The sequence below is a fragment of the Janthinobacterium silvisoli genome (assembly GCF_014200725.1).
Taxonomy (GTDB): domain Bacteria; phylum Pseudomonadota; class Gammaproteobacteria; order Burkholderiales; family Burkholderiaceae_D; genus Janthinobacterium.
Window position 1 is genome coordinate 160215 of record NZ_JACHCL010000006.1, and the last position, 23650, is coordinate 183864.

Here is a 23650-nt window from a genome sequence, read left to right on the forward strand (position 1 = left end):
GTTCTTTCGATTAGTTGCGCACTGGCTTGCCGGTTTGCATCATGCCCATGATGCGTTCCTGGGTTTTTGGATGGTTCAGCAATTCCAAAAAGGCCTTGCGTTCCATATCCAGCAACCACTGCTCGCTCACAAAACTGCCTTGGTCCACATCGCCGCCCGATACGATCTCGGCGATCATTTCGCCCAGTTTGAAATCGTGCGCGGAGATGAAGCCGCCGTCGCGCATATTGACCAGTTGCGCCTTGATCGTACCCCAGCCGTAACGGCCCGTAACCTGGATCAGCGACGGCAGTTGCGGACGGAAGCCGGCATCGAACAGTGCTCGCGCTTCGACCTTGGCCACGTGCAGCAGCTCGTAGGCGTTGAACACGATCACGTCGTCTTCTTTCAGGTAGCCCATCTTCTTCGCTTCCAGCGCCGATTTCGACACGTTGGCGGTAGCTGCATTGGTGAAGCCGACTTTCAGGAATTGCAGAATGTCGTTGCCCTTGGCTTCCTTATAGGCGCGCTGCGCTGCTTCTTTCAAGCCGCCACCCGCAGGAATCAGGCCCACGCCCACTTCTACCAGGCCGATGTAGGATTCGATCGAAGCCACGCGTTTCGATGCATGCAGCGCCAGCTCGCAGCCGCCGCCCAGCGCCAGGCCCGCCACTGCGGCGATCACCGGCACGTTCGCGTATTTCAGCGACATGAAGGTTTTTTGCAGTTCGGCGATGATAGGGTCAACCGCTTTCACGCCGCCTTGCATGAACGCTGGCAGGGCCGATTGCAAGTCTGCACCAGCCGAGAAGGCGCCGCCTTCGGCTGCATCGGCGTGCCAGATCACCAGGCCCTTGAAGTTCTTTTCAGCTTCGGCCAAGGCCAGTTTCAGGCCATTGATGACACCTTCGCCGATCACGTGCATCTTGGTCTTGAACGAGATGATCAGGACGTCGTCGCCCGTATGCCATACGCGCACGGAGTCGTCTTCGAATACGGTGGTGCCAGCGGTCTTGCCGTCGATGGCGCCGCTGCCCAGTACGGGTGCGCGGAATGGCTGGCGGTCGTAGACGGACAGGGTCGAGCGTGGCACGAAGCTGTTCGAAATGGCCGAATAGGAACCTTCCGGCGTATGCACGCCGCCTTTTTCAGCGACTGGACCTTCGAAGACCCAGGCTGGCAACGGTGCATTGCAGAGAGCTTGGCCCGCATCGATATCTTCCTTGACCCAGTTCGCCACTTGCAGCCAGTTCGATGCCTGCCACGTTTCAAACGGGCCCACGTTCCAGCCGAAGCCCCAGCGCATGGCGAAGTCGATGTCGCGCGCATTGTCGGCCACGGTGTCGAGGTGAATCGCGATGTAATGGAAAGCGTCGCGGAAGATCGCCCACAGGAACTGGCCTTGTGGATTGGTCGATTCGCGCAGCGCCTTCATCTTCTTCACCGGATCCTTTTCTTTCAGGATGCGGGCGATGATGTCGGCAGCCTTGCCGCCGCCGGTCACGTATTCGCCGGTGGCAAAATCGAGGCGCTGGATCTCCTTGCCGACTTTTTTGTAGAAGCCTGCGCCGCTCTTCTGGCCCAGCGTGCCTTTTTCTACCAAGGAGGCCAGCACGGCCGGGGTCTTGTAGACGCCGAAGAACGGGTCGTCCGCCAGGTTGTCCTGCATGGTCTTGATCACATGGCCCATGGTGTCCAGGCCAACCACGTCTGCAGTGCGGAAAGTGCCGGACTTGGCGCGGCCCAGCTTGGCGCCGGTCAGGTCATCGACCACGTCTACCGACAGGCCGAATTTTTCCGCTTCATGCATCGTCGCCAGCATGCCGAAGATGCCGACGCGGTTGGCGATGAAGTTAGGCGTATCCTTGGCGCGCACGACGCCCTTGCCCAGGGTGGTGGTCAAAAAGGCTTCGAGCTGGTCGAGGATTTCCGGCTTGGTCGAGGTGGTCGGGATCAATTCCACCAGGTGCATATAGCGTGGTGGATTAAAGAAGTGCACGCCGCAGAAATGCGCTTTCAGGGTGGCGTCAAAGCCGTCAGCCAGCTTGTTGATCGACAGGCCCGAGGTGTTCGAAGCGAAGATCGCGTTCGGTGCGATATGCGGTGCGACCTTTTGGTACAGGTCGTGTTTCCAGTCCATGCGCTCGGCGATGGCTTCGATGATCAGGTCGCAACCGGCCAGCAGGTCCAGGTTGTCTTCGTAGTTGGCGACCTGGATCAGCGATGCATCATCCTTGTTGCCCAGCGGCGCAGGCGACAGCTTTTTCAGGTTCTCGATGGCGCGCAGCACGATGCCATTCTTCGGCCCCTCCTTGGCTGGCAGGTCGAACAGCACGACCGGCACTTTCGCGTTGATGCAATGGGCCGCGATTTGCGCGCCCATCACGCCGGCGCCGAGGACGGCTACTTTTTTAACGATGAAATTGGTCATATTTTCCTCAAGTCTTAGAACAGGTCTGCGTCGAGTGCCATCAGGTTGGCCGAACCGGAACGCGCCTGACGGATCAGGGTTGCCGTCTCAGGTTGCAGGCGGGCGAAATAGAAACGTGCGGTAGCCAGTTTGGCGGTGTAGAACTTGTCGCCGCTGGATTCTTTTTCGAGGGCGATCTTGGCCATCTGTGCGAACAGGTAGCTGTAGATCATGTGACCGACGACGCGCAGGTAAGGCACGCAGGCCGCGCCCACTTCGTCCGGATTCTGGAATGCCTTCATGCCGATTTCCATGGTCAGCTTGGTGACTTTGTCGCCCAGGTCGCCCAATGGGGTGACGAATTCGCTCATCGCTTCATCGGTGCCATTGTCTTCGACGAAGGCCTTGATCTTTTCACCGAACTTGCGCAGCTTGGCGCCGTTATCGCCGAGGATTTTGCGGCCCAGCAGGTCCAGCGACTGGATGGTGTTGGTGCCTTCGTAAATCATGTTGATGCGCGCGTCGCGCACATATTGTTCCATGCCCCACTCGGCGATGTAGCCGTGGCCGCCGAACACTTGCATCGCGTCCGAGGTGGCGATCCAGGCGTTGTCGGTGATGAAGGCCTTGATGACTGGGGTCAGCAGCGCCACCTCATCGGCGGCTTCCTTGCGCACGTCGGCGTCAGGGTGGTGCAGTTCGCGGTCGATCTGCAGCGCCACGTAGGAAGTGAAAGCGCGCGCGCCTTCGGCGTAGGCTTTGCCGGTCAACAGCATGCGGCGCACGTCAGGGTGGACGATGATGCGGTCGGCTGGCAGTTCAGGATTCTTGATGCCGGACAGCGAGCGCATTTGCGTGCGGTCCTTGGCGTAGATCAGCGCGTTCTGGTAAGCGATTTCGGTCAGGCCCAGCGACTGCATACCCACACCCAGGCGGGCTGCGTTCATGAACACGAACATGGCGTTCAAGCCCTTGTTCGGCTGGCCGATGATCCAGCCCTTCGCGCCGTCCAGGTTCATCTGGCAGGTCGAGTTACCGTGGATGCCCATCTTTTCTTCGATGGCGCCGCAGGTGATCGGGTTGCGCGCACCAACGGAACCGTCTGCGTTTGGCAGGAATTTCGGCACCAGGAACAGCGAAATGCCTTTCGAGCCTTCCGGTGCGTCTGGCACGCGGGCCAGCACCAAGTGCAGGATGTTTTCCGACATATCGTGCTCGCCGGCCGAGATGAAAATCTTGTTGCCGGTGATGGTCCAGGAACCGTCCGCCTCAGGCAGCGCTTTCGAGCGCAGCAGGCCCAGGTCGGTGCCGCAATGCGGTTCGGTCAGGCACATGGTGCCGGTCCATTCGCCCGATACCAGTTTCGGCAGATAGGTCGATTTCTGTTCTGGCGTGCCGTGCTCTTTCAGGCACTCGTAAGCGCCGTGCGACAGGCCAGGGTACATGGACCAGGCCTGGTTCGACGAGTTCAGCATTTCATAGAACGAGTTGTTCAGTACCACTGGCAAGCCCTGGCCGCCGTATTCGGTATCGCAAGCCAATGCCGCCCAGCCGCCTTCGACGTACTGTTTGTAGGCTTCTTTAAAACCTTTAGGCGTGGTCACGGTTTTCGTGACAGGATCATGGTGGCAGCCTTCGCGGTCGCCGGAGTGATTCAGCGGGAACAATACTTCGGAAGTGAATTTGCCGCCCTCTTCCAGCACCTGGTTGATGATGTCGGCGTCGACGTCACCGTAATGCGGCATTTGCTTCAATTCTTCTTCCACTTGCAGGAATTCATGCAGGACGAATTGCATATCCCGGATTGGCGCGACGTATTGACCCATAATTTTCTCCTGAAGACGTTTAGCTAAAGTGTTGTACTTGTGAACTGCTTGTTCTGTTGCTGCTATTCTTGACTGACGGCTGCCGGATTCTGGTAAGAATCGAGCAGGCGGACAAAGCCCGCTTGCGCCCGTTCTATGCTGCCTGGCACGCGCAGGAAACGCGCATCGTGGTGCAGCGCCAGGATCAGACCATACATTTCATAGACCAATTGCGGCGCATCGGTGCCGGGTTTCAAATCACCCGTGGTGATCGATTGCTGTACGCAGCGCAGCAAGGCGCCTTGCCAGGCTTGCACCATGGCCACCAGTGCTTCGCGGATCGGGCCCGGACGGTCGTCATACTCGACGGCGCCGCTGATATAGATGCAGCCGGAAGCGATTTCCACGCTGACCCGCTTGACCCAGCGCGCAAACATCGATTGCAGGCGCTGGATACCGCGTGGTTCTTTCATGCTGGGGAAAAAGACTTCTTGCTCGAAACGGTGGTGATAAAGCTTCAACACCTCCATCTGCAAGTCTTCGCGCGAGCCGAAGTGGGCAAACACGCCCGACTTGCTCATGTTCATTTTGTCTGCGAGCAGCCCGATGGTCAGGCCTTCCAGGCCGTCGCGGCTGGACAGGTCCAGTGCCACGTCGAGGATGGCTGCACGGGTCAGTTCGCCTTTGCGCATGAATTTGACTGAGGTATTCAAAAGTACCGTTCCATGTTGATGTTGCCGATCTGGCGGAACTTGCATGGAGAGCAAAAAAAAGCACGCCATGAAAAAATCCGAACGCTCGTACTATTATCCAGTACAACATAAAAGTCAAACGGGAACTTTAGAGTCGCTCTTCTATTGGTGCGGCGCAGCATTGCGGGCAGGTGTATTCCTGCCCCACAACACCAAGTCATGGCGGCCTCAGGAGAGGTCGCCCGCCTTGCTCAGTTGACGGCGGTCGCGCTTGGTCGGCCGCCCTTTGATGGTCTCGCCCGGTTCACGGAAGAGCTTTCTATCTTCAGCCACCTGCTCGCGGCGGGCGATGCTGGCCGGCGTTTCTGCATACAGCAAGCGGGCAACTGGTGCGGCGCCGCGTTTGTCGGACAAGCCCAGCACGGCCACTTCCCAGGTCTCTGCGCCATTGTCGATGGATAATTCATCGCCCACCTTCAAGCCGCGCGCCGGCTTGACCCGCTCGCCACCCACTTTCACCTTGCCGTTATCGACGGCGTCGCTGGCCAGGGTGCGCGTCTTGAAGAAACGCGCCGCCCACAACCATTTATCGATACGGAGATTACTCATTTCACTCATGCATACTTCCCTACTGAAAAAATGCGCATCACCAGCCGGTACGCAAAAAAAGCCACTTCGTAGCCGAGGCGGCGGAAACGGCCGATGTGCTTGAAATCATCCTGATGGATCACGGTGCCGTCGGCAATACCCTGTTCTATATGTTTGCGCAAGCTTTGCGCGAAGGCCACATCCTTGATCACTACGTTCGCTTCCTGATTCAGGAACAGGCTCAGCGCATCAATATTGCTGGAACCCACCGTCGCCCAGTCATCATCGACCACCGCCACCTTGGCGTGCAACTGTGTCTTGCGGTATTCGACGATTTTCACGCCGGCCGCCAGCAGTTTTGGGTAAAAAGAGTGCGCCACGGCATCTTGCATGCGGAACTCGCCCACGCCAATCAAGAGCACCACATCCACGCCCCGCTGGGCAGCCTGTGCCAGCGCCCGGCGCAGCTTGTGGCCTGGCGCAAAATACGGGTTGGCCAGCAGCACGCTCTTGCGGGCCTGCCCCAGCGCCTGCAGATAGGCGCGCTGTATCGTGCGCCGGTTGCGCAAGTTGTCGCGCACCACGAAACCAGCCACCACAGGGTGTTTCGCCAATTCCTTGCTGACCCGGCGCATCTTGCTGTACAGCTTGATACGGCGCACCAGATTCATCTTGCCCAGGCGCGCCCACTGCGCATGCGCTTCTTCATGGATGGCGGCCACCAGCGGTCCCTTCACTTGCACGGCGAAGTCCCAGCGCGGCGCGACCAGGCTGATGCTGTGGTCGTAGTCGCAAAACATGTCATCGTTGATATTGATGCCGCCCACCAGCGCGACCTCGCCATCGGCCACGCAGATTTTGCGGTGCGTGCGTGTAATACCGCGCCGAAACCAGGCGTTGAAGATACGGTGGTGTACACCCGCCGCTTCCAGCTCGGCATGCATGGCGTTGACACGGCGGTTGCCCGTGCCGAACCAGTCGGTAATCATGCACACCAGCACACCGCGCGCAGCCGCCCGCTTGAGGGCGTCCAGCACCAAAGCGCCGGTCTCATCATCGGCAAAGATATAGGTTTCGAAAAAGACTTCGATGCGGGCGCCATCGATGGCGGCAATCAATGCGGGGAAATAATCGGCGCCGCAGTGCAGCAGGGTAATGTCGTTATGGGCAGTGAAATTGACTGATCGCATGCGGGCAGTCTACGCCAGTTTCAGTACGGAGACGATGGGCGCGTGATCCGACAATTTCGCCCACAAAGTGCCGTGCATCACTTGCGCGCCTTCCACCTGAAAACCGCGCACATAGATGCGGTCCAGGCGGAACCAGGGCAAGGCGGCAGGAAAAGTACGCGCCGGCACCGGCGCTTTCGCCTGCCGCCGCGCCAGGGTGCGCACCAGGTCGCCTAGCGCCGAATTCGACGCGCGCTGGTCGAATACTTCCACCACGCCCAGCGCATTGCGCAGCTTGTCGCTGAGCGTGTTGCGCCAATCGTTGAAGTCGCCAGCGATGATGACCGGTTCACCATTTGGCGCCGAGGCCAACACCGCTTCGATCAAGGCCTGCGTCTGCCGTCCCCGCCCCGCTTCGAACAAACCCAGGTGCACTACATAACAATGCACATCGGCTTTCGGCGTGTTCAGCACGCAATGCAAGATGCCGCGTTGCTCGTAAGCGTGGTCGGAAACATCGTGATTGGTTTGTGAGGCGATGGGGTATTTGCTGAGCAAGGCGTTGCCGTGGTGGCCATGGTCATACACGGCATTCATGCCGTAGGCCGTATGGTGTTCCGGGCCGGCAAAAAATTCATGCTGCGATGCCTCCGGCCAATGCTTGTGGCCATGCTCCTCGGCGCCAAAGCGGGCCGCCTTGTGGTCATGCTTGCCCTGCACTTCTTGCAGGAAGACTACATCGGCATCGAACAGGGTAATAGCCTGCTTGAGGGCATGCACCCTGGGCAGGCCCCGCACGGAAGAGACACCCTTGTGGATGTTATAAGTTGCTACGCGGATTTTCATGCACCGATTCTACTCCCACACCTAGCTTGCACGGCGCCATGCTAGGTGCGCGTGCGCACCTACGCGGGCAAAAAACTTGCACATCACGCCATCATGCGCGCCACGCCAGCCGAGACGCTGATGCACAGGGCCGCGATACCGCCCGCCCACACCACCTTGACCAGCAAGGGCGCGCCGCGCCAGGCCACCGTGCGCTTGCCTGGGACAAACGCGCCCGGATGCAGCAACCAGCCTATCGCCATCAGCGGCAAGCCGATCGAGGGCGTGCGGCCGGGAGTGGCAAAGCTAAACAGGGCCAGTATCAGACACAGGCAAAAAATAATGCCCGCGACACCGCCCAGTTTTTGTTGGGGGGTCAATTTAATCCAGTTCAACATGAGATGCTTTCTTGAAAATTCAGGGATGGCGTGCCAGACCTGTCATGGCCGGCAATTGCAAAACGGCTTCCGCATTGGAAGAGGAAAAACAGCGGTCGGCCGCCTCCAGGCAAGGCAGCCACGCGTATTGCAAGTGTTCGCGGGGACTCAAGGTAATCACCGTATCGCGCGGCACTTGCACGCTGAATACATGTTCCGTGTTGCGCGTCACGCCAGGAGCATAACGGTGGCGCCAGATCGGGTAGATCTCGTACACATTCGACAGTTGCCAGTCTCGCAGCACAATGTTGTGGCCATCGGCAACGATACCGGTTTCCTCGAACAGTTCGCGCGCAGCCGTCTGCAGCAGCGGCTCGTCGATGGCGTCGACGGAACCAGTCACCGACTGCCAAAAGCCGGGCTGGCCCGCGCGCTCGATCAGCAGCACTTCGAGGTCGGCCGTATGAATGACGACCAGCACGGAAACGGGAATTTTATGGCTCATATCAAGAATGAAAAAGGCGCCTCTTCAGCGCCTTTTTTGCATAGCTTCAGCTTGGGCTAGTGCTTAGCCTGCTACTTTAGGCTCGGCGCCGCGCAAACGGATGTGCAATTCGCGCAGTTGCTTCTCGTCCACTTCCGACGGCGCTTGTGTCAGCAGACACTGGGCGCGCTGGGTTTTCGGGAAGGCGATCACGTCGCGGATCGATTCGGAACCGGTCATCATGGTCACGATACGGTCCAGGCCGAATGCCAGGCCGCCATGCGGTGGCGCGCCGTATTGCAGTGCGTCCAGCAGGAAGCCGAATTTCAGCTGCGCTTCTTCGGCATCGATCTTCAGTGCACGGAAGACCTTGCTTTGCACTTCTTCACGGTGGATACGGATAGAACCGCCGCCCAGTTCCCAGCCGTTCAAGACCATGTCGTAGGCCTTGGCGATGCAGGCGCCTGGATTGGTTTCCAGCATGTCTTCATGGCCGTCTTTAGGCGCCGTGAATGGATGGTGGGTCGCGGTCCAGCGGTCCGACTCTTCGTCGTAGTCGAACATCGGGAAGTCGACTACCCACAATGGTTTCCACACGTCGTCGAACAAACCCGACTTCTTGCCGAATTCGCTGTGGCCGATTTTCACGCGCAGCGCACCGATGGCGTCGTTGACGACTTTTTCCTTGTCCGCGCCGAAGAAGATCAGGTCGCCGTCTTCTGCACCGGTTTGCTCAAGGATCGTGGCCAGCACGTCGGCAGGCAGGAACTTGACGATAGGCGATTGCAAGCCTTCAGGACCCTTGGCTTTTTCATTGACCTTGATATAAGCCAGGCCCTTGGCGCCGTAGATGGCGACGAACTGGGTGTAGGCGTCGATTTCCGAACGCGGCATGCTGCCGCCTTGCGGTACGCGCAGGGCAACCACACGGCCACCCTTCATGTTGGCGGCACCGTTGAATACCTTGAACTCGACCGACTTCATGACTTCGGTCAAGTCGGTAAAGGCCAGCTTGACTCGCATGTCTGGCTTGTCGGAACCATACAGGCCCATTGCCGTGGCGTAATCCATCACCGGGAATGGGTTAGGCAGGTCGATATCGAGGGTGTTTTTGAATACAACACGGATCATGTCTTCGAACAGGTCGCGGATTTCCTGTTCCGTCAGGAACGAGGTTTCGCAATCGATCTGGGTGAATTCTGGCTGGCGGTCAGCGCGCAAATCTTCGTCGCGGAAGCACTTGGTGATTTGGTAGTAACGGTCGAAGTTAGCAACCATCAACAGTTGCTTGAACAACTGTGGCGACTGCGGCAAGGCGAAGAAGTTGCCGGCGTTCACACGCGACGGCACCAGGTAATCGCGCGCGCCTTCTGGCGTCGACTTGGTCAACATCGGCGTTTCGATATCGATGAAACCCAGGTTGTCCAGGTACTTGCGCACTTCCATCGTCACTTTATAACGCAGGCGCAGGTTGTTTTGCATTTGCGGGCGGCGCAGGTCCAGCACGCGGTGCGTCAAACGCGTGGTTTCGGACAGATTGTCGTCATCCAGCTGGAATGGCACAGGCACGGAGGCGTTCAACACTTCCAGCTCGGAGCAGACCACTTCGATCTTGCCCGATTTCAGGTTGTTGTTGATGGTACCGTCGATACGTGCGGTGACCACACCGGTCACGCGCAGGCAGAATTCATTGCGCACTGCTTCGGCGACCTTGAACATTTCCGCTTGTTCAGGATTGCAGACGATTTGCACCAAGCCTTCGCGGTCGCGCAAGTCGATGAAAATCAGGCTGCCGTGGTCGCGGCGGCGATGCACCCAGCCGCACAGGCTGACGGTTTGACCAAGCATGGCTTCGGTGACGAGGCCGCAGTATTGAGTACGCATAGACATAAGATTCTCAGTTCAGGTTAATGAGTGTTCGATCCGGCCACGTCCCCCATGGGACGCCTGCCTTTATTCTTTGGCTGCCGGGGCCGCCGTTACAGCGATAACTTCCGCAGGCGCTACCACGCCCATCGAGACGATGTACTTGAGCGCAGCATCCACGCTCATGTCGAGTTCAACCACATCGCTGCGCTTCATCATCAGGAAGAAGCCAGACGTCGGATTCGGCGTCGTCGGCACATACACGCTGACATAGTCACCAACAAGGTGGTTCGCCGCATCGCCGCCCGGTACGCCGGTCAGGAAAGCGATGGTCCAGGAATTCTGGTGCGGATATGGCACCAGCACTGCCTTGCGGAAAGCATTACCGGACGAGGAAAACAAGGTATCCGACACTTGCTTGACGCTCGAATACAGGGAATTGACGATGGGTATGCGCTGCAGCAGCTTTTCCCATAGTTTCACCACGTAATTGCCGACCAGGTTATTGGTTAACAAGCCCGTCAAAAACACGATGACTATCGTCAGTATCGTGCCCAGGCCGGGAATGTCAAAGCCGAACAGCTCTTTCGGACGATACTGTTCCGGCACCAGCAATAGCGACTGGTCCAGGGTACCCACCACCAGATTCAATACCCACAGGGTAATGGCCAGCGGCACCAGGATCAGCAAGCCGGTAATAAAATATTTACGCATCGGTCTCTCGGTAATGGAAGTGCGCCACGGCGGCTACGCCCGCTCCGCCTTGTTTCAGTCCGCCTTGGGGGCTGCAGCCGGCGCCGCTACAGGAGCAGCAGGAGCGCTCTCTGCTGCAGGCGCTGGCTTGGCCGCATCGGCCGGGCCCGTCGGGATGGCCGTCGTGGGCGCCGTGCCGCCACGGAAATCGGTTGCATACCAGCCGGTGCCCTTCAATTGGAAACCGGCGGCGGTCAATTGTTTCTTGAAGCTGGGTTTGCCGCAAGACAGGCAGACCGTCAACACAGGGTCGGAGATCTTTTGCAAGACATCCTTGGCAAAACCACACTCTTCACAGCGGTAAGCGTAAATCGGCATCACAACTCCGCAAAAATCATCAAAAACCCTGAATTATAAAGCTTTTCCGTTACGCTCAACGGAAATTGACCCGCCCGCCATCAGCCAGCCCGGCGGGACCAGGCCATCCAGCGCTCCTTGCCAGCAAACACGGCGATGGAATCGGTAACGGCCTCATCTTCCAGGCAGTCGAAATACGGCGATAGCAGTTCTTGTAGTTGCTCACGAGAAACGCCAAATGGCGGCCCCTTAGCATTGTCGTCAAAGAAAAAGTAGCCTGCCAGCACAGCGCCCGGCGGCAGCAGCTGCGCCCAGCGGGCCGCCACTTGCGGCCACATGGCACGCGGCATGGCGCATAAAAAGGCCCGCTCATAGATCAGGTCCAGCGGCGCGGTGGGCTGCCAGGCAAAGAAATCGGCTTCGACCACCTGCCCTGCCCGACGTTCGCCGACCACAAGGCGGGCCGCTGCCACGGCAGCCGGTGAAAAATCGATGGCGGTGGCGTCCCAGCCGGAGTCAAACATGAAGACCAGTTCGTAGGCGGAACCGCAGCCGGGGATCAGACAGCGCAGTGGCGCCGGGCTGTCCTGCACAAACTGGCGCAGCCGGGCCGGAACGCCACCGTGGTCCCACGGCATAAATTGCTTGTCAAAACGCTCATCCCAAAAGGCGGGCGAGCGTGGATCGCGCGTTTGAAAATCAGCCATCAGTCGCTCCCCGACACTTAAAACGGCAGCTGGTGCCAGCGCATGAACACCTGGAAACCCAGCGCACCCAGGGCGAAGGCACCGACGAAGTAGACGATAAAGCTCAGCAATCGATTCGTTTGCTGCTGTTCCGCCAGCAAGGTTTTCATCAGCTCCACCTCGTTTTCACGCGGCTCGCCATGCACCGTCAAGGCTTGATGCAGCAAGCGCGGCAGTTGCGGGAAGATATGCGCATAGCGTGGCGCTTCGGCGCGCAGCTTATCTATAAAACCTTGCGGGCCCACTTGCTGGCTCATCCACTTTTCCAGGTAGGGCTTGGCCGTTTGCCACAGGTCCAGGTCCGGATCCAGCTGGCGGCCCAGGCCTTCGATATTGAGCAGGGTCTTTTGCAGCAGCACCAGTTGCGGCTGCACTTCCACGTTGAAACGGCGCGACGTCTGGAACAGACGCAAGAGCACCTGGCCAAACGAAATATCTTTCAGCGGACGGTCAAAGATCGGTTCGCAGCAAGCGCGCACAGCCGCTTCCAGTTCATCGACACGGGTTTCCTTGGGCGCCCAGCCCGATTCGATATGCGCTTCGGCCACGCGCTTGTAGTCGCGGCGGAAGAAGGCCAGGAAGTTTTGCGACAGATAATCCTTGTCGTAATCGTTCAGGGTGCCGACGATGCCGAAGTCGAGCGCGATATAGCGGCCAAACGATTCGGGCGCGATGGAGACGAGAATATTGCCTGGATGCATGTCAGCATGGAAAAAACCATCGCGGAACACTTGCGTGAAGAAAATTTCCACGCCATCGCTGGACAGCTTGCGCAAGTCCACGCCGGCCGCTGCCAGGCGGTCGATCTGCGACACGGGAATGCCATACATGCGTTCCATCACGATCACGCTGCTGGAACAATAGTCCCAGTGCATTTCGGGCACCAGCAGCAAGTTTGAATTGGCAAAGTTGCGGCGCAGCTGGCTGGCGTTGGCCGCCTCACGCATCAGGTCCAGCTCGTCGTGCAAATACTTGTCAAATTCGCCGACGACCTCTTTCGGCTTCAGACGCTTGCTGTCAGCCCACAAACGGCTGGTCCAGTCGGCGGCGATATGCATCAGCGCCACGTCTTCATCGATCAGCTTTTTCATGCCTGGGCGCAAGACTTTGACCGCCACTTCCTTGCCATTTTTCAAGGTGGCGAAATGCACCTGGGCAATCGAAGCGGACGCCACCGGCTCGCGCTCGAAGCGCGCGAACAGTTCATCCGGGTGGGCGCCCAGCGACTTGGTGATTTGCGCGATGGCCAGGTCGGAATCGAACGGTGGCACCCGGTCTTGCAGGCGCGCCAGTTCGTCGGCGATATCGGGCGGCATCAGGTCGCGCCGGGTCGACAGCACCTGGCCAAACTTGACGAAGATGGGGCCCAGCTCTTCCAGCGCCAGCCGCAGGCGCAAGCCGCGCGGCGAGGACAGGTCGCGCCAGAAAATCAAGGTATCGATCAACTTGGCCGTGCGGGGAACTTTCAGGCCGGAAATGGCAATTTCATCGAGACCGTACTTGATGGAAACCCGAATAATTTTGAACAGGCGCAGGAATTTCAAGATCATGTAGAGACATCCGGTGTAGTTTGCGGCGGCAGCGCCTTTTCCAGCCTGGCGATGCGCTTGGCCAGGCGTTCGACATCATCGCGCATGCGCGTCACGCCGGCCGAGTAGTCGTGCAAGGTGGTGGGACGGATCAGCATCGGCTGTTCGTCCAGGAAATATTCGGCCACATTTTCGGCCAATTTTTGATGCCCCGCGCGGACGGCGGCAACAGCCGACTTCGCGCCCGCCACCAGGCGTGTGGCAAAGATCGGGCCCAGCACTTTTTCCAGGTCGTGCTCGGCTTCCCAGCGCAAGCCCTTGCTCAATTGCGAAATCGCATTGGCAAACTCGGCATCGCCTTCAATCTTCACATAGGAAAATGCCCGCTCGCGGTTTTGCGCAATCAGCGGCAAGTCTGACAGTTTGACGCGGATGGTGACATTGGCCGGCACATCGCTAGCGGCCGACGTCAGCATGCCGGCGCTGTCGACTTGCAGACGCAAGGCCACGGCGCCCGTATCGATGCAGGCGATCTTGCCGGCGTGCACAGCCAACTGCTGGCGCGCCCATGGCTCTTGCGCCAGCAGATGATTGATGGCGGCGACGGCAGGCGCCATCAGCAGGGATTGGTCTGGAATCGGAGAAATCATTACCTTGCGCCTTGTGGCGCCCTTAAAAAGAAAAAACCGCCCGTTAATCATACGGGCGGTTTCGATCTTACCAGTTCAGCAGGAAATATCCCTCAAGCAGCATGAATTCATTCTGTGCTTAAGCTGCCGCTCAGGAAAAAATTGCCATTAATTCAATTGCTGTATGCCAGCCAAGACCCAGCCGCCATTGCCATTAAGCGGTTTGGACATATTCCACACTTCCGCGAACGGCTCGGCCGCCGCATTTGGCGCCGAACGGATCAGACCGGTGAATTTCACGCTGGCCAGGTAATCATTGGCCGCCGTTTCTATGCCCAGCAATTCGCCATCGATGGTGACCACGTCGGTGAAGTCCGCCTGGCCGCCACGTTCCTGGATTTGCATGCGCAGTTCTGCATACACTTCCGGCGAGGTGAATTCACGGATGTCATTGACGTCCGACTTATCCCAGGCTGCTTGCAGGCGAATAAAATTGCTTTTCGCATGGCGCAGGAAATTATCCTTGTCGAAATCGGCAGGCACACCCCATGGCGCTGCAGCGGCAGGCGCTGGTTTATCCAGGCCTACGCCGGACGAGACTGGCTGCAGCGGCGGCAGCGGTGGAATGCGCGAGCCGATGTCCGGCACATTGCCAGCCGGCGCAGGCGTGTTATTGAAATTGCCACCAAAATTGGCAAACGGATTGTTGCCGCCGTTGTTGGCATTCGCCGTACCGCCGTCGCGCTTGCTGCGCACCATGCGGTAGATGAAGAAAATCACGCCAGCGATCAAGGCCACCATCAGCAAGGAGCTGATCATGCTGGCCAAAGCACCGCCCAGGCCAAAATGCGACAGCAGCGCGCCCAGGCCCAGACCCAGCAAGGCGCCGCCCAGGATGCCTTTCCAGCGGCTAGGCGGTTTCGCTGCAGCAGCCGGAGCAGGCGCTGGCGTTGGTTGAGCTTGACGTGGCGCCTGGCTAGGCGCAGGTGTCGGAGCCGGAGCGGGTGCCTGACGACCTACGTTTTGCGACTGGCGGCCAATGGAACGGCCACCTCCCATGGGACGCGCCAGGGCTTCGCCCAGCATCGATACCGTGGTCGCGGCCAACATCATGCCAACCAAAAATTTCTTCATCTTCATTCCATCTCCTAAAGTGCCGGCACCACTACATCTTGATGCCGGTATGCAAAGCGGCAATACCTGCCGTCAAATTGTAATATTGCACACGCTCCAGGCCCGCCGTTTCCATCATGGTCTTCAGCGTTTCCTGGTCAGGGTGCATGCGGATCGATTCCGCCAGGTAACGATAGCTTTCCGCGTCGCCCGCGATTTTCTGTCCAAACCACGGCAGCACCGAGAACGAATACAGATCGTAGGGTTTTTGCAGCGGCGCCGCCACCTTGGAAAATTCCAGGACCAGCAGCTTGCCGCCCGGTTTCAGCACGCGGCGCATTTCTGCCAGCGCCACATCCTTGTGTGTCATATTACGCAAGCCGAAAGCCACGCTGACACGGTCAAAATAGTTGTCAGGAAAAGGTAGCTTTTCAGCATCGCACAGCAGAGTTGGGGTCAATAAGCCACGATTCAAGAGGCGATCGCGGCCTACGCGCAACATCGACTCATTAATATCGGTCAGCCACACTTCACCGGTCGGGCCAGCCTGCTTGGCAAAGGCCTTCGACAGGTCGCCCGTGCCGCCGGCTATATCAAGCACCTTGAAGCCGGGGCGCACGCCCGCGTTGGCAATCGTAAACGTCTTCCACAGACGGTGCAGCCCGCCCGACATCAAGTCATTCATCACATCATATTTGGCAGCGACGGAATGGAACACCTTGGCGACTTCGCGCACTTTGTCGTCTTCTGCAACTGTTTTATATCCGAAATGGGTGGTATTGGTCATGGTAGGCAGCCTGTTTGAACTAAGTGCATTATACAAGCGCAAGCTGATTTCACCCTGCTTGCCATAGGGACAAAAAAACGGACAAAAAAAACGGGCTGCGCCGGAGCGGTGTCAACCGTCCGGCGCAGCCCGTTTCTGCAGCGGAAACGTTTAGTGCTTGTGGCCGCAGCTGGGGCCGTGAACGTGACCGGAAGATTGCTTGATCGTCATGTCGGCCAGCGCATCGCGGCCGCTGTCGCCCGGGTAGCCGGCTGCCGTCAGGCGGTCCAGGTAGTCTTGCCACAGCTTGGCCTGCTCGGCGCCCAGCTTGTACAGATAGCTCCAGGTATACAAACCCGTGTTGTGGCCATCGCTGAAGGTCGGTTGCAAAGCGTAGTTGCCGACTGGTTCCAGATTCGTCAAGCCCACCAGACGTTTGCCCAGTTGCAAGACTTCCTGGCCCTTGCCATGGCCCTGCACTTCGGCCGAAGGCGAATACACGCGCAGGTATTCAAACGGCAGCGCGAACTGGCTGCCATCGTCGAAAGCGATGTCGAGCACGCGCGACTGGTTGTGGACGGTAATGCCGGTCGGTTGCGGAGTGGCGATTTGGTTCATGAGTAACTTTATGCAGATAAGCGTTGAATAATGGCGGTGCGCAATGCCGGCAACAGGGCGCGGCGCGCCGCCAGCACCTCGGCCGGCGTTTCGCGCTGCACCACGGCCCAGCTCGGATGCGGAAAATGCGCATCGTCACGGTAGCGGGGGATCACATGCCAGTGCACATGCGGCGTCATATTGCCGAAACTGGCGACATTGACCTTTTCCGGCTGCATCACTTCGCGTACGGCCAGCTCGACTTGCCAGACCACTTCCATCACGTAATTGCGCTCGCCTGGAGTCAAATCCGTCATTTCCTTGACGTGCTTGTTCCAGATCACGCGGCAAAAGCCGGGATAGGCAGCGTCATCGACGGCCACCACGGCCAGCCGATCGCTGCGCCACAGCAAGGTTTCCAGACCCTGCTTGTTGGCGTAGCCATCAAGCAAGGTGCACAGATCGCAGTGCACGGAACTCACACCAGCACCCGTTCGATGCCGCCGTCATTGGCGCGTTTCACATAGTCTGGCATCCAGTTTTCTCCCAGCAAATGTTTGGCGATCTCGACGACGATATAGTCGGCGGTGGTGCCTGAATCGTCATTGTAGCGCGACAAGCCTTGCAGGCACGATGGGCAGCTGGTGAGGATTTTCACGTCGCCCGTAAAACCGTCGCCGCGCAGCTTGTCGGCGCCCTTGACCATTTCTTCTTCCTTGCGGAAACGCACTTGCGTGGAAATATCAGGACGCGTCACGGCCAGCGAACCCGATTCGCCGCAACAACGGTCATTCTTTTCGATCTTAACATTATCTACCGTGCTGATCAGGGAATTGATGGTCTTGCCCGACTCTTGCAGCTTCATCGGATTGTGGCAAGGCTCGTGGTACATATAACGCGTGCCGTTCACGCCTTCCAGCTTGACCTGTTTTTCCAGCAGGTATTCATGGATATCCATGATGCGGCAGCCGGGGAAAATCTTTTCAAACTGGTAGGTTGCCAGCTGGTCATAGCAGGTACCACACGATACCAGCACCGTCTTGATATCGAGGTAATTGAGCGTGTTGGCCATGCGATGGAACAGGACGCGATTATCCGTCATCATCTTTTCAGCCTTGTCGAACTCGCCGGCGCCGCGCTGCGGATAACCGCAGCACAGGTAGCCTGGCGGCAAGACGGTCTGCACGCCCACTTCCCACAGCATCGCTTGCGTTGCCAGTCCCACTTGCGAGAACAAACGCTCCGACCCGCAACCGGGGAAGTAAAACACGGCTTCCGTATCGGCCGTGGTGGTCTTCGGATTACGGATGATCGGGATCACCTTGTCGTCTTCGATATCAAGCAAGGCGCGTGCCGATTTCTTCGGCAAGTTGCCCGGCATCTTCTTGTTGATGAAGTGGATCACCTGCGCCTTGACCGGCGGCTTGCCCGTCGATGGCGGCGGCGCCTTGGTCTGCTTCTTGGCAAATTTCTTCAGCAAATCATGGCCCAGGCGCTGCGCCTTGTAACCCCAGCCTATCATGACCTTGCGCGTCGCATTGATCGTCACGGGATCGGTGGCGTTGAGGAACATCATGGTGGCCTTGGTGCCCGGATTAAAGCTTTTCTTGTCCATCTTGCGCAGCAGGTTGCGCATATTCATCGACACGTCACCGAAATCGATATTCACGGGGCAAGGCGTGACGCATTTATGGCAGACCGTGCAGTGGTCGGCCACGTCTTCGAACTCTTCCCAGTGCTTGATGGAAATGCCGCGCCGCGTCTGCTCTTCATACAAAAACGCTTCGATCAGCGAGGAAGTGGCGAGGATCTTGTCGCGCGGCGAGTACAGCAAGTTGGCGCGCGGCACGTGGGTCGAGCACACGGGTTTGCACTTGCCGCAGCGTAAGCAATCCTTGACGCTGTCGGCAATCGCGCCGATATCGCTTTGCTGCATGATCAGGGACTCGTGCCCCATCAGGCCGAACGATGGCGTGTAGGCATTGCGCAAGTCGGCGCCCATACCCGGCAGGTTCAGCAGCTTGCCCTTGTTGAAGCGGCCTTCCGGATCGATGCGCAGCTTGTAGCTGCGGAAGTCGCCAATCTCTTCTTCCGTCAAAAATTCCAGCTTGGTAATGCCGATACCATGCTCGCCGGAAATCACGCCATTCAGCGAACGGGCCAGCACCATGATGCGGCCCACTGCTTCGTGGGCGTCTTGCAGCATTTCGTAATTGTCCGAGTTGACGGGCAAGTTGGTATGCACATTGCCGTCGCCCGCATGCATGTGCAGCGCCACGAAGACGCGCGAACGCAAGATGCGCGCGTGGATCGCCGTTGCCTCGTCAAGAATGAGCTTGAAGGCGGCGCCATTGAAAATCTGGCGCAGCTGGGCGCGGATTTCCTGCTTCCAGCTAATGCGCACGGTACGGTCTTGCACTACATCGAACAAGGTCGCTTCAGGCTGCGTCTGCAGGCGCGCTACGAACACGGGCAGCAAGCGCTCCAGGCCCAGTTCGGCCAGCTCGCCTTGCACGTCCTTCAGCGGACGGTCCAGCTGGCCCAGCAGATAGGTCCAACGGGCGGTCACATCAGCCAACAGCTGCTGCGCCTGCTCGGCGCGGTCGCCCAGCATTTCCGCGTCATCGACCCGGTCATCCAAAGCGTCGTCGCTCTTACCGATAGGCAGGTTGCCCTTGCCAAAGAATGCGCTCAGCGCTACGGCCAGTTGCAGCTTGTTCTTGATCGACAGTTCGATATTGATGCGCTCGATGCCATCCGTGTATTCGCCCATACGATTGAGCGGAATCACTACGTCTTCATTGATCTTGAACGCATTGGTATGCTTGGCAATCGCCGCCGTGCGGGCACGGTCCAGCCAGAATTTCTTGCGCGCTTCCGGGCTGACGGCAACAAAGCCTTCGCCCACACGCGTGTTGGCGATGCGCACCACTTCCGAGGCCGCTTGCGCGACGGCATTTTCATCGTCGCCGACGATATCGCCAAACAGGGCCATCTTCGGCAACACGCCGCGCTTGGACTTGGTGGCGTAACCAACGGCGCGCAGGTAGCGCTCGTCCAGATGTTCCAGGCCAGCCAGGCGCAGGGTCGTGTATTGCTCGCCCTTGGCCGGCAAACCGTCCAGGTAATCCTTGATTTCCACGATCGATGGAATCGCATCGCGCGCCTGGCCAAAAAATTCCAGGCAGACGGTGCGGGTAAATTTCGGCATCTTGTGCAAGATCCAGCGCGCCGACGTGATGAGGCCGTCGCAACCTTCTTTCTGGATGCCCGGCAAGCCGGCCAGGAATTTGTCGGTCACGTCCTTGCCCAGGCCTTCCTTGCGGAATTTGCGGCCAGGAATTTCCAGGATTTCCGTCTTGAATGGGGTGTTCGGTTTCGTCGCATCGCGCGTGCCCGGATGACGCCATTCCAGCTGGAAACGCGCCAGCGCAATATCGTGGATCTTGCCCAGGTTGTGGTCCAGACGGGTGACGTCCAGCCAGTCGCCATTCGGGTCGACCATGCGCCACGAGGCCAGGTTATCCAGCGCCGTACCCCACAGCACGGCTTTCTTGCCGCCCGCATTCATGGCGACGTTGCCGCCGATGCACGATGCATGGGCCGAGGTCGGGTCGACGGCAAACACGAAACCGGCTTTTTCCGCCGCTTCCGAAACCTTGTTGGTGATCACGCCGGCGCCCGAATTGATCGTTGCGTATTCATGCGTCAAGCCGGGCAAGACTTGCATTTCCACCGCACCCAAGGTGATCAGCTTTTCTGTGTTGATCACGGCCGACATCGGCGTCAAGGGTATCGCACCGCCCGTGTAACCGGTGCCGCCGCCGCGCGGGATGATGGTCAGCCCCAGCTCGATACAGCCCTTGACCAGGCCCGCCATTTCTTCTTCCGTATCGGGTGTCAGCACGACGAAAGGATATTCGACCCGCCAATCGGTGGCGTCCGTCACGTGGGCCACGCGGGTCATGCCGTCAAAGCGGATATTGTGTTTTTCCGTGTAGCGGCCCAGTACCTTGACGGTGCGCTTGCGCAAGTCATAGGTCTTGCGGAACTCGTCGCCAAAATCGGCCACGGCCTTGCCGGCCGCTTTCAGCAGGGATTCGACATTGGCGCTGCGCTGCTGGGTGTCTGCCGCCGTATCGGCGGCAGCATCGGCTGCGCTATCGACCGTCAGGCGGCGCTTGTCAACTTCGGTCAAGCGGTGATGCAAGGCGTCGATCAAGCCCTGGCGGCGCTTGGGATTGTCGAGCAAATCATCTTGCAGATAGGGATTGCGGCGCACCACCCAGATATCGCCGAGCACTTCGTACAGCATGCGCGCGGAACGGCCTGTCTGACGCACGCCGCGCAGCTCATCGAGCAGACGCCAGGAGTCCTCCCCCAACAGCCGTATGACGATCTCGCGATCGGAAAACGACGTGTAGTTATACGGGATTTCGCGCAGTCGGCTGGCTGCTGGACCATTCGGTGTTTCTGCCAATAAAGCTTGAATTTGTGCGGGAGCGTTCATGGAATATGGTGGCGTGTAGACTTACCCTAAACGTCCATTCTAGCTTATTGCGCCGCACCATGCCCTAACAGCCTTAGCCCGCCCAAGGTTTATGCAGGGTCTGGCAAGCCATATCAAATATGGCCAAGCCAATTTTTATGTGAATAAAAAATGATTCATACGCCATTTTTTAAAGAAAAATGCCAAGAATCTGTTCTAGCCACGAATTATCAAACTGTTAAAAATGGATGGAAATGGGCTTGCATTTGATCTCACTCAAGACAGCAAGGTGCCTATCCAATGCCAGGTACCATCGGGTACATACAGCAGTAATATCGTCATGGTTAGGTAGCGTGCGCACTTGCCGATGGCCATATACACAACGCAAGGCCAGAACGGCAATTTGAGCCAGCCGGCCAGGGTGCACAGGGGGTCGCCGATACCGGGCAGCCAGGCCAGCAGCATGGTTTTGGCGCCATAGCGGGCCAGCCAGCCGAACCAGCGTGTTTCACGCTCCTTGGCAAATGCCTGTTTGGCGCGATAGCCCATCCAGTAGTCGACCATGCCACCCAGGGTATTGCCCACGGTGGCCACCACGATCACGGCGCCGAACAGCGAGGGATTGGCCTTGATCACGGCAAAGACGGCCGGCTCTGAGCCGAGCGGCAACAAGGTGGCGGAGATAAAGCTGATCAGAAAGACCGATGTCAGCCCGACCTCCGGCGCTGCAATCAGGTGCAGCAACCAGGCGATTGCAGATTCGATCATTGAACACTATTCGATGCTATAAAGCTCTACATTATAATGAAGCGCAGACTTCGCCGGGCATCAACCGTGCGCAGCCACAAAGGCCTACCGGCCTGCTGCTTCAAGGCATCGATCTATCCTGGCTTACCCGCTACGGCAAGACCGCTATCGACGTACACGTTCCAGTAAGTTCCTGGCCCAGAATCACTCGCTTGTAGACTATGAACATCGACTACCTCAAGAAAATCCTGACCGCCCGCGTCTATGACGTCGCCTCTGAAACACCGCTGGAACTGGCCCCTGCCCTGTCGCAACGCCTGGGCAACCAGATTTATTTCAAGCGCGAAGACATGCAAAGCGTATTCAGCTTCAAGATACGCGGCGCCTACAACAAGATGGCTAAGCTCAGCGATGCGGAACGCAAACGGGGCGTCATTTGCGCTTCGGCTGGCAACCACGCCCAGGGCGTGGCCCTGTCGGCGGCGCGCATGGGCTGCCGCGCCGTCATCGTCATGCCGACCACCACGCCGATGGTCAAAATCGAGGCGGTCAAGCAACGCGGTGGCACGCAGGTGGAAGTGGTACTGCACGGCGAGTCCTACACGGATGCGTTCAACCATGCCAAGACGCTGGAGCAGGAACAGAAGCTGACCTTTGTACACCCGTTCGACGATCCCGACGTGATCGCCGGCCAGGGCACCATCGGCATGGAAATCCTGCGCCAGCACGCCGGCCCGATCCACGCGATTTTCGCACCCATCGGCGGCGGCGGCTTGATCGCCGGCATCGCTGCTTACGTGAAACAGATTCGCCCGGACATCAAGATCATCGGCGTGCAAAGCGTCGATTCGAACGCCATGGCCCGCTCGCTCAAGGCCGGTGAGCGCGTCACCCTGAATGACGTGGGCTTGTTTGCCGATGGCACGGCCGTACGCCTGGCCGGCGAAGAAACTTTCCGCCTGGTGCAAGCGTATGTCGATGAAATCATCACCGTCGATACCGACGCCATCTGCGCCGCCATCAAGGATGTGTTTACGGATACGCGCAGCATTCTGGAGCCCTCGGGCGCACTGGCCATTGCCGGCGCCAAGGCCTATGTGGAACGGGCCAGCCTGTCGCGCCACCCGGTCAACAATGAAACCCTGGTGACGATCGCCAGCGGCGCCAATATGAACTTCGACCGCCTGCGTTTCGTGGCCGAACGGGCGGAGCTTGGTGAATTCCGCGAAGCTGTATTTGCCGTCACCATGCGCGAGCAACGTGGCAGCTTCAAGCGCTTCTGCTCGCTGGTCGGCGCGCGCAACGTGACGGAATTTAACTACCGTATCAGCGATGAAAAACAGGCCCACGTGTTTGTCGGCATCCAGATCGCCAACCGCGACGAGTCTGCCCAGGTGGCGAGTATTTTCGAAGAACACGAATTCAAGACCCTGGACCTGACGCACGATGAATTGGCCAAGACCCATTTGCGCCATTTAGTGGGCGGCAAAAGCCAGCTGGCGCAGGACGAATTGCTGTACCGCTTCGAGTTTCCCGAGCGCCCGGGCGCGCTGATGCGCTTCCTCGACAGCATGGCGCCAAACTGGAACATTTCACTGTGCCATTACCGCAGCCAGGGTGGCGACGTGGGCCGCATCCTGATCGGCTTGCAGGTGCCGCCCGAGGAAATGCCGGAATTCGCCCGGTTCCTCGATACCCTCGGCTATCGTTATTGGGATGAGACCAGCAATCCGGTGTACAAATTATTTCTTGGCTAAATTATGGGGTCAGACCCGCCGGGGGCATGCGG

Annotated in this window: 21 protein-coding genes; 1 reads left to right on the forward strand and 20 read right to left on the reverse strand. The window is 58.6% G+C overall.

Features of this window, described 5'->3' with window-relative positions; translation table 11 throughout:
* Positions 1–10: 10 nt before the first annotated feature.
* The 20 genes from HDE75_RS22385 to HDE75_RS22480 form a co-directional block, all read right to left on the reverse strand.
* Positions 11–2410 carry a 3-hydroxyacyl-CoA dehydrogenase/enoyl-CoA hydratase family protein gene (locus tag HDE75_RS22385; protein WP_183680659.1) on the reverse strand — a complete coding sequence of 800 codons (2400 nt, stop codon included), beginning with the start codon at positions 2408–2410 and terminating at the stop codon, positions 11–13.
* 14 nt (positions 2411–2424) lie between these two features.
* Positions 2425–4215, reverse strand: a complete 1791-nt coding sequence (locus HDE75_RS22390) for an acyl-CoA dehydrogenase C-terminal domain-containing protein (protein WP_183680661.1) — start codon at positions 4213–4215, stop codon at positions 2425–2427.
* Between the two features lie 62 nt (positions 4216–4277).
* A complete protein-coding gene (locus HDE75_RS22395; RefSeq protein ID WP_183680819.1) occupies positions 4278–4886 on the reverse strand; it encodes a TetR/AcrR family transcriptional regulator in 609 nt (202 codons plus the stop codon).
* A gap of 228 nt (positions 4887–5114) precedes the next feature.
* Positions 5115–5504, reverse strand: a complete 390-nt coding sequence (locus HDE75_RS22400) for an RNA-binding S4 domain-containing protein (RefSeq protein WP_183680662.1) — start codon at positions 5502–5504, stop codon at positions 5115–5117.
* The gene (gene clsB, locus HDE75_RS22405; RefSeq protein WP_183680664.1) at positions 5501–6664 is read right to left on the reverse strand and encodes a cardiolipin synthase ClsB; all 1164 of its coding nucleotides are present in this window, start codon (positions 6662–6664) and stop codon (positions 5501–5503) included. Before clsB ends, HDE75_RS22400 begins: the two co-directional genes overlap by 4 nt.
* A gap of 9 nt (positions 6665–6673) precedes the next feature.
* Positions 6674–7489, reverse strand: coding sequence for an endonuclease/exonuclease/phosphatase family protein (locus tag HDE75_RS22410; RefSeq protein WP_183680666.1), 816 nt, complete (start codon positions 7487–7489; stop codon positions 6674–6676).
* 83 nt (positions 7490–7572) lie between these two features.
* Entirely contained in the window at positions 7573–7848 is a 276-nt protein-coding gene (locus tag HDE75_RS22415) for a hypothetical protein (RefSeq protein ID WP_183680668.1), read from the reverse strand.
* 37 nt (positions 7849–7885) lie between these two features.
* Positions 7886–8350, reverse strand: coding sequence for a dihydroneopterin triphosphate diphosphatase (gene nudB, locus HDE75_RS22420; RefSeq protein WP_183680670.1), 465 nt, complete (start codon positions 8348–8350; stop codon positions 7886–7888).
* Between the two features lie 63 nt (positions 8351–8413).
* Complete coding sequence (gene aspS / locus HDE75_RS22425) at positions 8414–10219, reverse strand: aspartate--tRNA ligase (RefSeq protein ID WP_183680672.1); 1806 nt, start codon at positions 10217–10219, stop codon at positions 8414–8416.
* A 63-nt stretch (positions 10220–10282) separates the two neighbouring features.
* Positions 10283–10909 (reverse strand): DUF502 domain-containing protein, encoded by a 627-nt coding sequence (locus HDE75_RS22430; protein ID WP_183680674.1) that lies wholly within the window; start codon positions 10907–10909, stop codon positions 10283–10285.
* Positions 10910–10963: 54 nt separating this feature from the next.
* Complete coding sequence (locus HDE75_RS22435) at positions 10964–11266, reverse strand: FmdB family zinc ribbon protein (RefSeq protein ID WP_183680676.1); 303 nt, start codon at positions 11264–11266, stop codon at positions 10964–10966.
* 80 nt (positions 11267–11346) lie between these two features.
* Complete coding sequence (locus HDE75_RS22440) at positions 11347–11952, reverse strand: methyltransferase (RefSeq protein WP_183680678.1); 606 nt, start codon at positions 11950–11952, stop codon at positions 11347–11349.
* Between the two features lie 17 nt (positions 11953–11969).
* A complete protein-coding gene (ubiB, locus tag HDE75_RS22445; RefSeq protein WP_183680680.1) occupies positions 11970–13541 on the reverse strand; it encodes a ubiquinone biosynthesis regulatory protein kinase UbiB in 1572 nt (523 codons plus the stop codon).
* Positions 13538–14170, reverse strand: coding sequence for a ubiquinone biosynthesis accessory factor UbiJ (locus tag HDE75_RS22450; protein ID WP_260174262.1), 633 nt, complete (start codon positions 14168–14170; stop codon positions 13538–13540). Before HDE75_RS22450 ends, ubiB begins: the two co-directional genes overlap by 4 nt.
* Positions 14171–14317: 147 nt before the next feature.
* Complete coding sequence (locus tag HDE75_RS22455; RefSeq protein WP_183680682.1) at positions 14318–15289, reverse strand: Tim44 domain-containing protein; 972 nt, start codon at positions 15287–15289, stop codon at positions 14318–14320.
* Between the two features lie 25 nt (positions 15290–15314).
* Positions 15315–16049 (reverse strand): bifunctional demethylmenaquinone methyltransferase/2-methoxy-6-polyprenyl-1,4-benzoquinol methylase UbiE, encoded by a 735-nt coding sequence (gene ubiE, locus HDE75_RS22460; RefSeq protein ID WP_034753359.1) that lies wholly within the window; start codon positions 16047–16049, stop codon positions 15315–15317.
* A 150-nt stretch (positions 16050–16199) separates the two neighbouring features.
* Complete coding sequence (locus HDE75_RS22465) at positions 16200–16646, reverse strand: gamma-butyrobetaine hydroxylase family protein (protein ID WP_183680684.1); 447 nt, start codon at positions 16644–16646, stop codon at positions 16200–16202.
* An 8-nt stretch (positions 16647–16654) separates the two neighbouring features.
* The gene (locus HDE75_RS22470; RefSeq protein WP_311735153.1) at positions 16655–17098 is read right to left on the reverse strand and encodes an HIT family protein; all 444 of its coding nucleotides are present in this window, start codon (positions 17096–17098) and stop codon (positions 16655–16657) included.
* Between the two features lie 5 nt (positions 17099–17103).
* The gene (locus HDE75_RS22475; protein ID WP_183680687.1) at positions 17104–21135 is read right to left on the reverse strand and encodes a DUF3683 domain-containing protein; all 4032 of its coding nucleotides are present in this window, start codon (positions 21133–21135) and stop codon (positions 17104–17106) included.
* 255 nt (positions 21136–21390) lie between these two features.
* On the reverse strand, positions 21391–21882 hold the full coding sequence (locus HDE75_RS22480; protein WP_183680689.1) for a YqaA family protein: 492 nt from the start codon (positions 21880–21882) through the stop codon (positions 21391–21393).
* Positions 21883–22082: 200 nt separating this feature from the next.
* Between HDE75_RS22480 and ilvA the strand changes: the two genes are divergently transcribed.
* Positions 22083–23618 carry a threonine ammonia-lyase, biosynthetic gene (gene ilvA / locus HDE75_RS22485; RefSeq protein WP_183680691.1) on the forward strand — a complete coding sequence of 512 codons (1536 nt, stop codon included), beginning with the start codon at positions 22083–22085 and terminating at the stop codon, positions 23616–23618.
* Positions 23619–23650 lie beyond the last annotated feature (32 nt).

What these genes read in the sequence shown, in the direction of transcription:
- HDE75_RS22465 (WP_183680684.1), bottom strand. Translation starts at nt 16,646, where the DNA reads ATGAACCAAATCGCCACTCCGCAACCGACCGGCATTACCGTCCACAAC.
- HDE75_RS22390 (WP_183680661.1), bottom strand. Translation starts at nt 4,215, where the DNA reads ATGGGTCAATACGTCGCGCCAATCCGGGATATGCAATTCGTCCTGCAT.
- HDE75_RS22410 (WP_183680666.1), bottom strand. Translation starts at nt 7,489, where the DNA reads ATGAAAATCCGCGTAGCAACTTATAACATCCACAAGGGTGTCTCTTCC.
- HDE75_RS22400 (WP_183680662.1), bottom strand. Translation starts at nt 5,504, where the DNA reads ATGAGTGAAATGAGTAATCTCCGTATCGATAAATGGTTGTGGGCGGCG.
- nudB (WP_183680670.1), bottom strand. Translation starts at nt 8,350, where the DNA reads ATGAGCCATAAAATTCCCGTTTCCGTGCTGGTCGTCATTCATACGGCC.
- HDE75_RS22450 (WP_260174262.1), bottom strand. Translation starts at nt 14,170, where the DNA reads ATGATTTCTCCGATTCCAGACCAATCCCTGCTGATGGCGCCTGCCGTC.
- HDE75_RS22385 (WP_183680659.1), bottom strand. Translation starts at nt 2,410, where the DNA reads ATGACCAATTTCATCGTTAAAAAAGTAGCCGTCCTCGGCGCCGGCGTG.
- HDE75_RS22455 (WP_183680682.1), bottom strand. Translation starts at nt 15,289, where the DNA reads ATGAAGATGAAGAAATTTTTGGTTGGCATGATGTTGGCCGCGACCACG.
- HDE75_RS22430 (WP_183680674.1), bottom strand. Translation starts at nt 10,909, where the DNA reads ATGCGTAAATATTTTATTACCGGCTTGCTGATCCTGGTGCCGCTGGCC.
- HDE75_RS22440 (WP_183680678.1), bottom strand. Translation starts at nt 11,952, where the DNA reads ATGGCTGATTTTCAAACGCGCGATCCACGCTCGCCCGCCTTTTGGGAT.
- ubiB (WP_183680680.1), bottom strand. Translation starts at nt 13,541, where the DNA reads ATGATCTTGAAATTCCTGCGCCTGTTCAAAATTATTCGGGTTTCCATC.
- aspS (WP_183680672.1), bottom strand. Translation starts at nt 10,219, where the DNA reads ATGTCTATGCGTACTCAATACTGCGGCCTCGTCACCGAAGCCATGCTT.
- HDE75_RS22395 (WP_183680819.1), bottom strand. Translation starts at nt 4,886, where the DNA reads ATGCGCAAAGGCGAACTGACCCGTGCAGCCATCCTCGACGTGGCACTG.
- HDE75_RS22435 (WP_183680676.1), bottom strand. Translation starts at nt 11,266, where the DNA reads ATGCCGATTTACGCTTACCGCTGTGAAGAGTGTGGTTTTGCCAAGGAT.
- clsB (WP_183680664.1), bottom strand. Translation starts at nt 6,664, where the DNA reads ATGCGATCAGTCAATTTCACTGCCCATAACGACATTACCCTGCTGCAC.
- HDE75_RS22475 (WP_183680687.1), bottom strand. Translation starts at nt 21,135, where the DNA reads ATGAACGCTCCCGCACAAATTCAAGCTTTATTGGCAGAAACACCGAAT.
- ubiE (WP_034753359.1), bottom strand. Translation starts at nt 16,049, where the DNA reads ATGACCAATACCACCCATTTCGGATATAAAACAGTTGCAGAAGACGAC.
- ilvA (WP_183680691.1), top strand. Translation starts at nt 22,083, where the DNA reads ATGAACATCGACTACCTCAAGAAAATCCTGACCGCCCGCGTCTATGAC.
- HDE75_RS22480 (WP_183680689.1), bottom strand. Translation starts at nt 21,882, where the DNA reads ATGATCGAATCTGCAATCGCCTGGTTGCTGCACCTGATTGCAGCGCCG.